Annotated in this window: 2 protein-coding genes; both read left to right on the top strand. The window is 73.9% G+C overall.

From position 1 onward, the window contains the following. Nucleotides 1–39: 39 nt before the first annotated feature. Nucleotides 40–4560, top strand: coding sequence for a non-ribosomal peptide synthetase (locus JHE00_RS05095; RefSeq protein WP_200315206.1), 4521 nt, complete (start codon nucleotides 40–42; stop codon nucleotides 4558–4560). Next, nucleotides 4557–16691: a non-ribosomal peptide synthetase gene (locus JHE00_RS05090; RefSeq protein WP_200315204.1), complete on the top strand. Its 12135-nt coding sequence runs from the start codon at nucleotides 4557–4559 to the stop codon at nucleotides 16689–16691. Before JHE00_RS05095 ends, JHE00_RS05090 begins: the two co-directional genes overlap by 4 nt. Nucleotides 16692–16735: the final 44 nt, after the last annotated feature.

The following is a 16735-nucleotide window of genomic DNA, read 5'->3' as shown; positions in this document are numbered from 1 at the left end:
CCGGCGTTGGTGGCGGGGGTGCGGCCTGAGGTGGTGCCGGTGTCGTTCGCGCAGCGGCGGTTGTGGTTCCTGGATCGGTTGGAGGGTCTGGGTTCGGCGTACAACGTGCCGTTGGTGGCGCGGATGCGGGGCGTGCTCGACACGGCGGTGTTGCGGTCGGCGCTGGCGGACATGGTGGCCCGGCACGAGAGCCTGCGCACCGTGCTCGGCGAGACCGGGGGAACGCCGTACCAGCGCGTGCTGGCCGCCGGGGACGCCACGCCCGAGCTGACCGTGCTCGACGTCGCCGACGTGGCTGGCACGGTGGCCGAGGTGGTGCGCTACGAGTTCGACATCACCGCTGAGCTGCCCATCCGGTCCTGGGTGCTGCGTGTGTCGGCGGAGGAGTCCGTGGTCGTGGTGCTGGTGCACCACATCGCCGCCGACGAGTGGTCGGCCGCGCCGCTGTTGCGCGATCTCGGTGACGCCTACGGCGCCCGGCTCGCGGGTCGCGAGCCGGACTGGGCGCCGCTGCCGGTGCAGTACGCGGACTACGCGATGTGGCAGCGGGAACTACTCGGCGACGGCGACCGCGACAGTCCACTTGGGACCCAGGTGGAGTTCTGGCGCGAGCAGCTCGCCGGGCTGCCCGAGGTGCTGCCGCTGCCCACCGACCGGGCCCGGCCCGCCGTGCCCAGCCACCGCGGCGAGACCGTCGACGTCGAGCTGGACGCCGCCGGGTACGACGCGCTGCGTAAGGTCGCCGACGCCTCGGGGGTCACCGTGTTCATGGTGCTGCAGGCCGGGGTCGCGGCACTGCTGTCGCGCCTGGGCGCGGGTGTGGACGTGCCGCTGGGCTCACCGGTGGCCGGCCGCTCCGACGAGGCGCTGGACGAGGTCGTCGGGTTCTTCGTCAACACGCTGGTGCTGCGCACCGACCTCTCCGGCGACCCGTCGCTGGGCGAGCTGCTGACCCGGGTCCGCGAGACCAACCTCGCGGCGTACGGCTACCAGGACGTGCCGTTCGAGCGGCTCGTGGAGCTGCTCAACCCGCCGCGGTCGCTCGCCCGGCACCCGCTGTTCCAGGTGATGGTGCTCTACCAGCGCCGCGACGCGCCGCTGCCGGGACTGCCGGGGCTGCACAGCGAACCGGAGCCCGTCGAGCAGGGCGCGGCGAAGTTCGACCTGACGTTCGCCTTCGCCGACGACCCGCGCGCGGGCAGGCTCTCGGCGTCGATCACCTACAGCACCGACCTGTTCGACCGTGCCACCGCGGAGTCGTTCGCGTGGCGCCTGCGCCGTCTGCTCGAGGCCTGGACCGCCGAACCGCGCACGCCGCTGGGTGAGCTCGACCTGCTCACCGCCGCCGAGCGCGGTGCCGTGCTGTCCGGCTGGGATGGTGCGCGCACCGAGGTCCCGGCCACCACACTGCCCTCGCTCGTCAGCGCACAGGCCGCCCGCAGTCCCTGGACGACGGCGCTGGTGGGCGACGGGGTCCGCCTCGACTACGCCGACCTCGACGCGCGCGTCGAGGCGATGGCGGGGTCGTTGCGAACTCTGGGCGTGGGACCGGACACGATCGTCGCGGTCGCCGCGCCGCGGTCGGTGGAGCTGGTGGTGGCGCTGCTCGCCGTCCAGCGCGCGGGCGGCGCGTACCTGCCGCTGGATCCCGGGCATCCGGCCGCCCGCAACGAGTACGTGCTCACCGACGCCCGGCCCGCACTGCTGCTGACGCCGAGCTGGGCGCGCCTGGACCTCGTGAGCCCGGTACCGGTGCACACCTTCGACGCCCACGGGACCGTGGACGGGACCGGGACCGGGGCCGCGGCGCGCGCCGGGCGACCGGCCGCACCCGACGACGCCGCGTACGTGATCTACACATCGGGCTCCACCGGGCGGCCCAAGGGCACCGTGATCACACACCGCGCGATCGTCAACCGGCTGCTCTGGATGCAGGACACCTTCGGCCTCGGCGAGGGCGAGGCGGTGCTGCAGAAGACACCGTCCGGCTTCGACGTGTCGGTCTGGGAGTTCTTCTGGCCATTGCTCACCGGTGCCACGCTGGTGCTGGCCCGGCCCGACGGGCACCGCGAGCCGCGCTACCTGGCCAAGCTCATCCAGGACGAGCACGTCAGCACTGTCCACTTCGTACCGTCGATGCTGCGTGCCTTCCTCGACGAGCCCGCCGCCCGCGACTGCACCGGCCTGCGCCGCGTGCTGTGCAGTGGCGAGGCGCTGCCCCGCGAGCTCGCCGAACGCGCGCTCGCCACCCTGGACGCCGAACTGCACAACCTGTATGGCCCCACCGAATGTGCCGTGGACGTCACGTGGACGCGCGTGCGCTCCGAGCCCGCCGCACCCGTGCCGATCGGCAGGGGCGTGTGGAACACCGCGTGCCGCGTGCTCGACGCCCGCCTGCGGCCCGTGCCCCCGGCCGTGCCCGGCGAGCTGTACGTCGGCGGCGTGCAACTGGCGCGCGGCTATCTCGGCCGGGCCGGGCTCACGGCGGCGCGGTTCGTGGCCGCCGAGGACGGCGGCCGCTGGTACCGCACCGGCGACCTCGCCCGCTGGCGGGCCGACGGCGAGCTGGAGTTCCTCGGCAGGGCCGACGACCAGGTGAAGATCCGGGGCCTGCGCATCGAGCTCGGCGAGATCGAGTCCGTGCTCGGTACCCACCCGGACGTCGCCACCGCCGTCGCGGCGGTGCACGAGAACCGCATCGTGGCCTACGTCGTCGCCCGCACGGGGTCCGACCTGGGCGACGCCGCCGGGCTGCGAGAGCACGCCGCCGCGCAGCTGCCCGACTACATGGTCCCGGCGATCGTCGTGCCGCTCGACGAGCTGCCGCTGAGCCCGAACGGCAAGCTCGACCGTTCCCGGCTGCCGGAGCCCGACTTCGCCGCGCTGGCCGGATCCCGCGAGGCGGCAGGACCCGGGGAACGGGTACTCACGACGTTGTTCGCGGAGCTGCTGCGGCTGCCCGAGGTGGGCGCCGACGACAGCTTCTTCGCCCTCGGTGGCGACAGCATCCTGTCGTTGCAACTGGTGAGCCGGGCGCGCGACGCGGGCCTGGTGATCACCCCACGGCAGGTCTTCGAGCGGCAGACCCCGGCCGGGCTGGCGGACGTCGCGCTCGCCGAGACCGCGCAGCCGGAGGCCGCGCTGGTCAGCGAGGACGGCCGTCTGCCGCTCACCCCGATCATGCGCTGGCTGCTCGGCCGTGGGGGAGACGCGCGGTCGTTCGTCCAGTACCGGCTGCTCACCACCCCGGACGGGGTCGGCAAGGACGACGTCGTGCGGCTGCTCGGCGTGCTGCTCGACCGGCACGGGGCGCTGCGCTCACGGCTCGACGGCGACGAGCTGATGGTCACCCCGGCGCACGAGGTCAGCGTGGAGCCCCTGCTCACGGTCGTCGACGCGGCGGGCCCCGGTGACCTGGCAGGCCGGCTCGACGCCGCGGTCGAGGCGCTGGATCCCGGGCAGGGCCGGATGCTCTCGGCCGTGTGGTTCGACGCGGGCCCGGACGCGTCCGCCGAGCGGCCCGGCAGGCTGCTGCTGGTCGTCCACCACCTCGCCGTGGACGGCGTCTCCTGGCGCATCCTGCTCGACGACCTCAACCGCGCCTGGTCCGATCCGGACGCCACGCCAGCGGCGAGCACGTCGCTGCGGGCGTGGGCGCTCGGGCTGGCCGGCCGGGCCGAGTCGGGCGAGTTCGCGAGTGAGCTCGCGCTGTGGCGCTCCGTGCTGGAGGCGCCCGACCCGGTGCTGGGCGCCCGAGCGCTGACGCCCGCCGACACGATGGCCTGCGTCGAGCACCTGACCAGCGCCGTGCCCGCCGAGACTACGCGGCACCTGCTCACCACGGTGCCGCGGGCGTTCCACGCCGGGGTCAACGACGTACTGCTCACCGGGCTCGCGCTCGCCGTGGCGGACTGGCGGCGGGCCAGGGGCCGGGCCACTGGCGGGGTGCTCGTCGCACTGGAGGGCCACGGCAGGGAAGAGCACTTGCTGCCGGGCGCGGATCTCTCGCGCACCGTCGGCTGGTTCACGAGCCTGTATCCCGTGTGGCTCGACCCGGGCACCGGTGACCACGCCCACGCGCTGAAACGGGTCAAGGAGACGTTGCGGGCGCTGCCGGGCAACGGCTCGGGTTTCGGCGCGCTGCGACACCTCACCGGCGAGCTGGGCGACGGCGGGGAACCGCAGCTGGGCTTCAACTACCACGGCCGCGTCAGTGCCGGTGCCCGCGCGCAGGACGGGTTCGCCGTCGCCCCGGAGAGCGCGGAGCTGGCACCGCCCGTGGCCACCGGTCTGCCCGCCCCGCGCGTGCTGGACCTCAACGCGTCCACAGTGGATGCCGACGACGGGCCCGTGCTGCGCGTCAACTGGTCGTGGGTGCACGACCTCCTTGGCGAGGACGACGTCCGCGAGCTCGCCGAGCGCTACACGACGGCGCTGACCGGACTGGTCGCGCACGTCGTCGACGGGGGAGCGGGAGGCCACACGCCGTCCGATGTGGACCTTCTGGACCTTGACCAGGACGAGATCGACGATTTCGAAGCCGAGTGGGGAGAGCGATGAGCGCCGATCAGGGCCTCGAGGACATTCTGCCGCTGTCGCCGTTGCAGGAGGGGCTGCTCTTCCACGCGGCCGAGTCCGCCTCGGCGGGCGAGCAGGACCTCTACACCGTTCAGCTGGCCATCGACCTGGCCGGTGAGCTCGACGGCGACCGGCTGCGCGCCGCCGCGGGGCGGCTGCTGGAGCGCCACGCCGTACTGCGCGCGTGTTTCCGCAGGCGCAAGAGCGGCGAGCCGGTGCAGCTGGTGGTGCGGGGCGTCGAGCCGGAGTGGCGCGCCGAGGACCTGTCCAACATCGTCGACGCGGGCCGCCGGGCCGCGGCGATCGCGGAGGAGGAACGGGCCCGCCCGTTCGACGTCGCGCGTCCGCCGCTGGTGCGGTTCGCGGTGCTGCGCCTGGGTTCCCGTCGTCACCGGCTCGTGTTCACCCACCACCACCTGGTGCTCGACGGCTGGTCGCTGCCGCTGGTGATCCGCGAGCTGCTGGCGCTCTACGGGGGCGAGGACGACACGCTGCCGCGGCCGCGGCCCTATCGCGACTACCTGTCCTGGCTGGCGGGTCAGGACACCGACGAGGCCATCGCCCGCTGGCGCGAGGCGCTGCGCGGCGTCACCGAACCCACGGTGCTGGCCCCGGCGGATTCCTCCTCGGGCGTGGTGCGGCCGGAGGAGCTGACCGTCGACCTCGGGCAGGCGGGTACGGAGCGGCTGCACGCGTTCGCGCGTGAGCGGCGGCTGACCGTCGCCGGTGTGGTGCAGGCGGTGTGGGGTGTGGTGCTGGGCCGCTTCACCGGCCGCCGCGACGTGGTGTTCGGCAACACCGTCTCGGGCAGGCCGCCGCAGCTGCGCGGCAGTGAGTCGATGCCGGGGCTGTTCGTCAACACCGTGCCGGTGCGGGTGCGGCTCGCGCCGGGGGAGACTTTCCGCGCGCTGTGCGAGCGCACGCAGGCCGAGCAGGCCGAGTTGCTCGACCACCAGCACCTCGGCCTCGCCCGCATCCAGGGCGCCGCGGGCACGGGCGAGCTGTTCGACAGCCTCTTCGTGATGGAGAACTACCCGCTGGAACAGGACAAGCCCGGTGGGGACGCGCAGAGCGACCACCCGGCGATCACCTCGGTCGCGGGCCGTGACGCCACGCACTACCCCCTCACCGTGCTGGCGATTCCCGGGCAGACGCTGCGGCTGCGGCTGAAGTACCGGCCCGACCGGCTGTCGGCACGGCTGGTCGAGGACCTGACGGCGGGGCTGCGCGCCGTGCTGGACGCGGCACTGGCCGATCCGGAGCACCGGGTCGGCGCCCTCGGCGTGCTGGACGAGCCGCGCCGCGCGGAAGTGCTCGCCCGCGGCAGGGGACCGCGCACCGGGGTCCCGGACTCGACCGTGCCGCAGCTGTTCGCCGAGCAGGTCCAGCGCACTCCCGGGGCTGTCGCCGTGCGCACGCCAGACGGTGAGCTGTGGACCTACGCCGAACTGAGCGCTCGCGCCAACCGGCTCGCGCGCGCCCTGATCGCCCAGGGCGTCGGGCCGGGCGACACCGTCGCCGTCGCGCGGCCGCGCACGCCGGAGCTGATCGCCGTGCTGTTCGGCGTTCTCACGGCCGGTGCGGCGTACCTCCCGATCGACCCCGCCCACCCGGCCGAGCGGATCGCGTTCACGCTCACCGACGCACGCCCCCGGCTGCTGATCCGCGACGGCGAACTCACCGGCTCCGGCGACACGCCGTCGTCGCGGCTCGCCGAGCTTGACGGATACGTACCGGACCCGGTCACCGCCGCCGAGCGAGTCCGTCCACTGTGGCCGGAGCATCCGGCGTACTCCATCTACACGTCCGGCTCCACCGGAAAACCCAAGGGCGTGGTGGTGAGCCACCGCAACGTCGCCGGGCTCGTGAGCTGGGCGGCCGCCGAGTTCGGTGCGGCCGGGCTCGGCCGGGTGCTGGCGTCGACGTCACTCAACTTCGACGTGTCGGTGTTCGAGATCTTCGCGCCGCTGCTGAGCGGCGGCTCGATCGAGCTCGTCCGTGACCTGCTCGAACTCACCGAGCACCCCGGTCACGAGTGGGAGTTCGACCTGGTCAGCGGTGTGCCCTCGGTGTTCGAGGCGCTGCTGGCCGAACCGGTGTCGCTGCGCACCCGGTCGATCGTGCTCGCGGGCGAGGCACTGCCGAGGGAACTGCTCGCCCGGCTGGCGCAGCGATGGCCGGAGGCGCGGCTCGGCAACATCTACGGGCCCACCGAGGCCACCGTGTACGCCACGGCCTGGTTCGCCGACGGCGCCCCGCTCGAGTCGGCGCCGCCCATCGGCTCGCCGATCGGTGAGGCGAGCGCCTACGTGCTCGACGGCACGCTCACGCCGTGCCCCGATGGCGTGCCCGGCCAGCTGTACCTCGGCGGCAACGGCATCGCGCACGGATACCGGGGCCGCGCGGCGCTGACGGCGGAGCGGTTCGTGCCGGATCCTTTCGGGCCGCCCGGCGCACGGCTGTACCGCACCGGCGACATCGCGCGCTGGAATCACGATGGTCTGCTGGAGTTCCTGGGCCGCGACGACGACCAGGTGAAGGTCCGCGGGTTCCGGGTAGAGCTCGGCGAGGTGGAGTCGGCGCTGCTGAGCCACCCCGCGGTGCGGCGTGCGGCCGTGGTGCCGGACGGCCTCGGCGGGCTCGCCGCGTACGTCGTCGCCGAGGCCGGGGTGCCGGAGAGCGACCTCGCCGCGCACGTCGGCGGCCTGCTGCCCGCCTACCTCGTGCCCGCCTCGATCGAGCACCTGGACGAACTTCCGCTGAACAGCAACGGGAAACTGGACCGCAAGGCACTGGCCGCCCGTCCGGCGCGGCGTCCGGCGAGCGGTCGAGCTCCCCGCACACCGCAGGAGGAGCTGCTCACCGCGCTGTTCGCCGAGGTACTGGGCCGCGACGAGATCGGTGTCGGCGACGACTTCTTCGAGCACGGCGGGCACTCGCTGCTGGCCGTGCGCCTGCTCAGCCGCGTCCGCGCGGCGTTCGGTACCGACCTGCCCGTGCGCGCGGTGTTCGACGCGCCCACGGTGGCGGGCCTGGCGGCCCTGCTCGACCACGGCGGCCCGGCGCGGCCCGCGTTGGTGGCGGGGGTGCGGCCTGAGGTGGTGCCGGTGTCGTTCGCGCAGCGGCGGTTGTGGTTCCTGGATCGGTTGGAGGGTCTGGGTTCGGCGTACAACGTGCCGTTGGTGGCGCGGATGCGGGGTGAGCTCGACACGGGGGCGTTGCGGTCGGCGCTGGCGGACGTGGTGGCCCGCCACGAGAGCCTGCGCACGGTGTTCGCCGAGTCGGGCGGGGTGGCCCGCCAGGTGATCCTGGACCCGGCCGAGGCGAGTCCGGAGCTGATCGAACTGCCTTGCGCCCCCGGCCAGGTACCGGAGCGGCTGACCGAGGTGGTCCGCCACGAGTTCGATGTGGCCGCCGAGATTCCCGTGCGCTGCTGGGTGCTGCGCGAGTCGGCGGAGGAGTCCGTGGTGGTGCTGCTGGTGCACCACATCGCCGCCGACGAGTGGTCGGCAGGACCACTGCTGCGCGACCTCGGCGAGGCATACGGCGCCCGGGCGTCCGGCGTGGAGCCCGGCTGGACTCCGTTGCCGGTGCAGTACGCGGACTACGCACTGTGGCAACGAGAACTGCTCGGGGACGAGTCCGATCCGGACAGTCTGGTGTCCCAGCAGGCCGCGTACTGGCGCGAGGCGCTCGACGGCATTCCCGACGAGCTCGCCCTGCCTCGCGACCGGCCGAGGCCCGCGACGGCCACCTACCGCGGCGCGTCGGTGCCGCTGCACCTGTCCGCCGCCGCGCACCGCCGCGCGCGCAAGCTCGCCGTGGACGGCGGCGCCAGCGTGTTCATGGTGTTGCAGGCCGGGGTCGCTGCGGTGCTGTCGCGTCTGGGTGCTGGAACCGATGTCCCGTTGGGGTCCCCGGTTGCCGGTCGCTCCGACGAGGCGCTGGACGAGGTCGTCGGGTTCTTCGTCAACACGCTGGTGCTGCGCACCGACCTCTCCGGCGACCCGTCGCTGCGGGAGCTGATCGGGCGGGTCCGGGAGAAGAATCTCGCCGCCTACGCCCACCAGGACGTGCCCTTCGAACGGCTCGTCGAGATCCTCAACCCCGCGCGCTCGGTGTCGCGTCATCCGCTGTTCCAGGTCGGTATCACCTACGAGCACAGGTCGCGCCCGCTGCCCGGTCTGCCGGGGCTGGCCGCCGAACCGCTCGCCGCGCGCACCGGGTCCGCGAAGTTCGACCTCACGTTCTCGTTCGTCGAACGAGCCGGAGCCGACGGTGTGGACGGCGCCCTCAACTACAGCACCGACCAGTTCGACACCGAGACGGCCGAGCGGATCGCCTCGGCGCTCGACACGCTGCTCACCGCGGCGCTCGCCGCGCCCGCCACCCCGCTGGCCCGGCTCGACGCGCTGTCGGTCGACGACCGCGAGGAGCTGCTGACCCGGCGCAACGACACCGCGCACCCGGTTCCCGATGCGACCCTGCCCGCGCTGTTCGAGCAGCGCGTCCGCGAGGCCGCCGACGGTGCGGTGGCGGTGGAGTCCGAGGACGGCGCGCTCGGCTACCCGGAGCTCAACGCCCGCGCCAACCGGCTCGCCCGCGCCCTCGTCGCCCGCGGCATCGGACCGGAGGACACGGTCGCCGTCGCGCTGCCGCGCTCGGCAGACGCGCTGGTCGCCGCGCTCGCCACGATGAAGGCGGGTGGCACCTACCTGCCCGTCGACCCGTCCTACCCGGCCGAACGGATCAGCTATCTGCTGTGGGACTCCGAGCCCGCCGCCGTGCTCACCCGCACCACCGACGCCGCGCTGAGCGCCGACGTCGCCCCGGCGCTGCTGCTCGACGACCCGGCCACCGCCGAATGGGTCGCGTCGCTGTCCGGCGACGACCTCAGCGACACCGAGCGCACGGCACCGCTGCGGCCCGCTCACCCCGCGTACGTGATCTACACGTCCGGCTCCACGGGCACGCCCAAGGGCGTCGTCGTGACCCACGCCGGGGTGCCCAGCCTCGCGACGACGATGGCGAACGCGTTCGGCACCGGACCGGACTCGCGGGTGCTGCAGTTCGCCTCGCTCAGCTTCGACACCGCGATGTGGGAGCTGTGCATGGGACTGCTCGGCGGCGGGACCCTGGTGCTGGTGCCCGACGAGCACCGGCTCGGCGAGCCGCTGGAGGCGTTCGTGGCCGAACACGGCATCACGCATCTCACGCTGCCGCCCGCCGCGCTGGCGTCCATCCCCGGCGAGCTCCCGGCGAACGCGACGGTGATCGTCGCGGGGGAGGCGTGCACCCCGGACCTCGTGGATCGCTTCGCCGCCACGCGGCCGATGTTCAACTCCTACGGTCCCACCGAGACCACCGTGGACATCACGCTCAGCCGGTGCCGCCCCGACGCCGCGGCGACGCGCGTGCCGATCGGGCTGCCGGTGGAGAACACGACCGTCTACGCGCTCGACGAGCACCTGCGCCCGGTGCCGCCCGGCGTGCTGGGCGAGCTGTACGCGGGCGGCACCGGCCTCGCACGCGGGTATCTCGACCGGCCGGGCCTCACGGCCACGCGGTTCGTGCCCGATCCCTTCGGTGGCACGGGCTCGCGGCTCTACCGCACGGGCGATCTGGTGCGCTGGAACAACGGCGGTGAACTGGAGTACGTGGGCCGCTCCGACGGGCAGGTCAAGATCCGCGGCTTCCGGGTGGAGCTCGGCGAGATCGAGGCCGTGCTGCTGCGGCACCCCGCCGTGGCGCACGGCGTGGTGATCGACCGCGAGGACACCGCCGGCGACCGGAAGCTGGCGGCCTACGTCGTGCCGTCCGGTCGCGGCGAGTGCGATCCGTCGGCGCTGCGGGAACACCTCGCCGCGACGTTGCCCGCCCACCAGGTGCCCGCCTCGATCACGGTGCTCGACGCGCTGCCCCTGACCCCGCACGGCAAGCTCGACCGTGCCGCCCTGCCCGCGCCCCGGTTCGGCGTCGGCTCGGCGCAGGCACCGCGCGGCGGGCTCGAGCAACTGCTCGCGTCGCTGTTCGGCGAGGTGCTCGGTATCGCACCGCCCGGGTCCGACGAGAGCTTCTTCGAGCTCGGCGGCCATTCACTGCTGGCCACGCGGCTGCTCTCGCGCATCCGGACGGTGCTCAGCCGGGAGGTGCCGCTGCGGGACCTGTTCGACCGCCCGACCGTCGCCGGGCTCGCGGCTGCGCTGGCGGGCCCGGCCGAGCAGGCCCGGCCCGCCCTGGAGGCGAAACCCCGGCCCGCCGAGATCCCGCTGTCGTCGGCTCAGCGACGGCTGTGGTTCTTCGACCGGCTCCACGGTCCCGACCCCACCTACAACATCCCGCTCGCGGCCCGCCTGCACGGGCGGCTCGACGCCGAGGCGCTGCGCGCGGCACTGGCCGACGTCGTGGACAGGCACGAGAGCCTGCGCACCGTGTTCGCCGAGCACGACGGCCGCTCCGCGCAGCGCGTGCTGCCCTCGTCCGAAGCGGACCCGGGGTGCCCGGTGGTGGACGTCTCGGAGGAGGTGCTCGCGGACCGGCTCGCCGAGGCCGCGCGCCACCGGTTCGACCTGGGTGCGGAGATCCCACTGCGGGCCTGGGTCTTCCGGCTCGGCCCCGAGGAGTCCGTGCTGCTGCTGTTGGTGCACCACATCGCGGCCGACGAGTGGTCGGCCGCGCCCCTGCTGCGCGATCTCGGCCGGGCCTACGCCGCGCGGTGTGCCGGCGGTGAGCCCGAGTTCGCCCCGCTGCCGGTGCAGTACGCGGACTACGCACTGTGGCAACGGGAACTGCTCGGCGACGAGTCCGATCCGGACAGTCTGCTCGCCCGGCAGATCGCGTACTGGCGCGAGACGCTCGACGGCCTGCCGGAGGAACTGGAGCTGCCGAGGGACCACCCGAGGCCCGCCGTCGCCGACACCCGCGGCGCCGCGGTGCCGTTCCGGCTGGACGAGACGACCAGCGCGCGGCTGCGCGAGCTGGCCACCGAGTCCGGCGCGAGTGTGTTCATGGTGCTGCAGGCCGCCATCGGCGCGCTGCTGCACGGTTTCGGCGCGGGCACCGACATCTCGCTCGGCGTGCCGGTCGCCGGCCGTACCGACGAGGCGCTGGACGACGTCGTGGGCTTCTTCGTCAACACCCTCGTGCTGCGCACCGACCTCGCCGGTGACCCGGGTTTCCGCGAGCTGCTCGGCCGGGTGCGCGAGACCAACCTCGCCGCCTACGCGCACCAGGACGTGCCGTTCGAGCGGGTCGTGGACGCGGTGGGCGCGCAGCGCTCGCTGGCCCGGCACCCGCTGTTCCAGGCGATGGTCGTGTACCAGCACCGCGACGGCGAGCGGTTCGGGCTGCCAGGGCTGGAGACCTCCGGGGTCACGGCGCCCGACGAGATCGCGCGGTTCGACCTGACGTTCATCTGCACCGACCGGCGCGACGAGGCCGTCACCGGTGCGGTGAACTACCGCACCGCCCTGTTCGACGCCGCCACCGCGCGGCGGCTCGCCCGCTGCCTGGAACGGCTGTGCGCGGCGGTCGCCGCCGCACCGGAGTCGCCGCTGAGCCGGATCGACCTGCTCGGCGACGGCGAGCGCACGCGGCTGCTCGCGCTCGGCGACGGCGGTCCCGTCCCGCCTCCCGCGACGCTGCCCGACCTGGTCACCGCGCAGGCGCGGCGCTCACCGGAGAGCACCGCACTGGTGTGCGCCGGAACCGAGGTGAGCTACGCCGACCTGGCCGCGCGGGTCCACCGGCTCGCCCGCGCGCTGATCGAGACCGGAGCCGGACCCGAGCGCGTGGTCGCCGTGGCCGTGCCGCGGCAGACCGAGATGGTGGTGGCGCTGCTCGCGGTGCTCCAGTCCGGCGCCGCGTACCTGCCCGTCGACCCGGCGTACCCGGACGAGCGCATCGCGACGATGCTCGCCGACGCGGGCCCGGTCGCGCTCGTGACCGTTACCGAACTGGCCGAGCGCACCGGCGATCTGCCAGGCGGGCGCCGCATCGTGCTCGACGGCGACGACGCGGCATGGATCGCGGCGCAGCGACCTGACCCGGTCGGCGACGGCGATCGCCTCGCGCCGCTGCGGGTGCACAACGCGGCCTACGTGATCTACACGTCGGGCTCCACGGGCACGCCGAAGGGCGTCGTCGTCTCGCACGAGGGCGTGGTGAAGCTGCGGGAGCTGCAGCACCAGGTGTATCGCGACCAGCCGATCCGCCTGCTGCACTTCGTGTCAGTGAGCTTCGACCTGGCGTTCTGGCAGCTGATGAACCCGCTGACCTCCGGCGGCACCCTGGTGCTCGCGACCGACGACGTCCGGGTGCCCGGCGAGCCGTTCACCGATTACCTGCGCGAGCACGACGTCACGGCGGTGAACGTGCCGCCGTCGTTCATCGGCGCCCTGCCCGCCCACTGCGCGCTGCCGGAGAGGGCGACGCTCGCCGTCGGCGCCGAGCGCATGCCCGCCGAACTGGTGGAGCGCTTCGGCGGCAGGCGGCTCGTCAACTTCTACGGTCCCACCGAGGCCACGGTGAACTCGACGACGTGGATCCGTGGCGACGACCACGCGGGCCCGGTGCCCATCGGCAGGCCCGATCCCGGCGTGCGGGCCTACGTGCTCGACGAGTTCCTGCGGGTGGTGCCGGAGGGCGTCGCGGGGGAGCTGTACCTCGGCGGAGCCGGGCTCGCGCGCGGCTACCTCGGGCAGCCCGCGCTGACGGCGGGGCGGTTCGTCCCCGACCCGTTCGGTGAACCCGGGGCGCGGCTGTACCGCACCGGCGACCGGGTGCGCTGGCTCGGCTCGGGAGACCTGGACTTTCTCGGTCGCGCCGACGACCAGGTGAAACTGCGCGGGTTCCGGATCGAGCCGGGTGAGGTCGAGGCCGCCATCGCGGCCGGCGACGGCGTCGCGCAGGCCGTGGTGGTGGTGCGCGAGGACCAGCCCGGTGTGCGCAGGCTCGTCGGCTACGTGGTGCCCGAACACGGGTCCACAGTGGACGTCACCGCGCTGCGCCGGGAGCTCTCGGACGTGCTGCCCGACTACCTCGTCCCCGCCGCGCTGGTGTCACTCGAGGAGTTGCCGGTCACCACCAACGGCAAGGTCGACCGCGCGGCGCTGCCCGCACCGGATCTCACCGCGCTGCCGAGCGGCCGCCCGCCCCGCGAGGGCGGGGAACAGGTGCTGGCCGGGCTGTTCGCCGACATCCTCGGCGTGCCGTCGGTGGGCGCCGACGACGACTTCTTCGCGCTCGGCGGCGACAGCATCGTGTCCATTCAGCTCACCAGCCGCGCGCGGACGGCGGGTCTGCGTGTGACGCCGCGGCAGGTGTTCGAGGGCAGGACCGTGGCCGGGATCGCCGAACTGGCCGAGGAGATCGCCGACGACGCGGCGGCCGTGGAGGAGTCCCCGGACGCGGCACTGGGCACCGTGGCGCCGTCACCGATGCTGCGCCGCTTCGCCGAACACGGCCCGATGCCGTCGCGGTTCGCGCAGTCGATGCTGCTGCGCACGCCCGAGGGCGCGGACCGCGCCGCACTCGAGGTGAGCCTGCGGGCCGTGCTCGACCGGCACGATGTCCTGCGCGCCCGGCTCGCGGCCGACGGCGTGACGATGGAGATCGGCGAGCCGGGCACGGTGCGTGCGCAGGACGTGCTCAGCGTGGTGAGTACCGGTGCGCTCGACGAGCGCGCGCTGCGCGACACGCTGGCGGATCATGCGCGCACGGCGTTCGACTCGCTCGATCCCTCGCGTGGCGAACTCGTGCGTGCGGTCTGGTTCGACGCGGGGCCCGGCCGTCAGGGCCGGTTGCTGCTCGCTGTGCACCACATCGCCGTCGACGGTGTCTCCTGGCGGGTGCTGAGCGCGGACCTCGCGCACGCCTGGTCCGTGGTGCAGTCGGCTCCGGTCGTGCCGGTCGTGCCGGTGCTGCCGCGCACGGGAACGTCGTGGCGCAGCTGGGCGAACGGGCTCACAGAGCAGGCCCGCGCTCGGGCCACGGAACTGGAGCTGTGGGAGGGCATGCTCTCGGCCGGTGACGCCGCGCTCGGCGAGCGTGATCTCGACCCCGTGGCAGACACGGTGCGGAGCCTGGGAACGCACACGGTCACGCTGCCTGCCGAACTCACCCGCCCGCTGCTCACCGACATCCCCTCCGCGTTCCACGGTGGCGTCAACGACGTGCTGCTCGGCGGGCTCGCCGTCGCGGTCTCGGCGTGGCGGCGCAAGCGCGGCCAGGCGGGCGCCGGGTCGGTGCTCGTCGAGCTGGAGGGCCACGGCCGCGAGGAGCAGGTGGTGGCCGGAGCGGACCTCTCCCGCACGGTCGGTTGGTTCACCAGCGTCTATCCGGTGGCGCTCGAGGTCGCCGACGACGAGGTGGACGACGCGCTGGCGGGCGGGGCCGCACTGGGCGCCGTGGTCAAGCGGGTCAAGGACCGGCTGCGCACCGTGCCCGACGGCGGCATCGGTTTCGGCCTGCTCCGCTACGTGTGCGAGGAACCGGCGCTGATCCGTCACGACAAGCCCCGGATCGGGTTCAACTACCTCGGCCGGTTCGGTGGCGCGGCCTCCGGCGAACCGTGGAGCCCGGCACCCGAGGCGGCGCCGCTCGGCGGGGCGCTGGACCCGGACATGCCGCTGGAACACGTGCTGGAGGTCAACGCGCTGACCGCCGACCGCGACGCGGGTCCCGAGCTGGTCGCCACGTGGTCCTACGCGAGCGGGATCCTCGGCGAGGACGACGTCGCGGAGATCGCCGAGTTGTGGTTCCAGGTGCTGCGCGTGCTCGCGACCACGCGGGAGCTCGGCGGGCACACGCCGTCCGACTTCCCGCTCGTGAGCCTCCCGCAGTCCGATGTGGACGCTCTGGGTCGCCGGTTCGGCGCGGTGGCCGACGTGTGGCCCCAGACGCCGTTCCAGCGCGTGGTGTTCGAGCAGGCCGAGCTCGGCGAGGTCGGCCACTCCGTCTACACGGTGCAGCTGGTCCTCGATCTCGCCGGAGAGCTCGACCCGGCGCGGCTGCGGCGCGCGGCGGAGGAGCTGGTGCGCGGGCAACCCACCCTGCGCACGGCGTTCACCCGCACGGCGGGCGGCGAGCCGGTGGCGGTGGTGCCCGCCGCGCCACCCGTGCCCTGGCGGGAGGTGGACCTGGCGGGAGCCGATCCGAGGGCCCTGACGCTCGCCGAGCGCGGGATGCCCGTGGACCTCGCGGATCCGCCGCCAGTGCGGTTCGTGCTCGCCCGTACGGGCCCCGGCACGCACCGGCTGGTGCTCACCTCGCACCACCTCGTGCTCGACGGCTGGTCGACGTCGCTGGTGATCGCGGAGCTGCTCCGCGCCTACCACGGGCTCGAGCCCTCACCGGGCCGTCCGTACCGCGATGTCCTGGCGTGGCGCGCCGGACAGGACACCGCGACCGCCGAACGTGTGTGGGGCGAGCAGCTGCGCGGCCTCGCCGGGCCGACACTCGTCGCACCGGAGGTGCCGCGGACGCTGCCCTCGGCGCCCGCGCAGCGGGTGCTGGAGGTACCCGAGGAGGTCACCGCGCGGCTGGGCACGCTGGCCCGCGATTCCGGTGTCACGCTCAGCACGGTCGTGCAGGCGGCGTGGGCGAAGGTGCTGGCCGCGCGCACCGGGACCAGCGACGTCGTGATGGGCGCGGTGGTGTCGGGCAGGCCGGCCGAGCTGGCCGGAGCGGACCGCACACCGGGACTGTTCGTGGAGACGGTGCCTGTGCGTGTGCGCACCTCGGCGCCGCTGGCCGACCTGCACGCCGCGCACGTGGCGACTCTGGAGCACCACCACCTCGGCGCGCGCCGGATCGCCGAACTGACGGGGCATCGCGAGCTGTTCGACACCGTGGTGGTGTTCGAGAACTTCCCCGCGGGCGGCTCCTCGGGCGAGAGCGGGGACGGCCCGCGGGTCACCGGGGTGAGCGGCTGGGACAACATGCACTACGCGCTCTCGCTGTGGGTCACACCGGGCAGGCGGCTGCACCTGCGGCTCGCGTTCCGCACCGACGCGTTCACCGAGGCCGAGGCCGGGCGGGTGCTCGACGAGCTGAGCGCGCACCTGGCCGCGAGCGTGTCGACGGTCTCCGGCGAGTTGCCCGAACCGGATTGACAAGAACCCACACCAGTTAGTTAGGTGAGCCTAGCTTTATTTCG

Origin of the sequence: Prauserella cavernicola (genome assembly GCF_016595675.1) — a bacterium.
Taxonomy (GTDB): domain Bacteria; phylum Actinomycetota; class Actinomycetes; order Mycobacteriales; family Pseudonocardiaceae; genus Prauserella_A; species Prauserella_A cavernicola.
The sequence above is the reverse complement of the archived record's forward strand: the minus strand, read 5'-3'. Positions and strand labels throughout refer to the sequence as shown.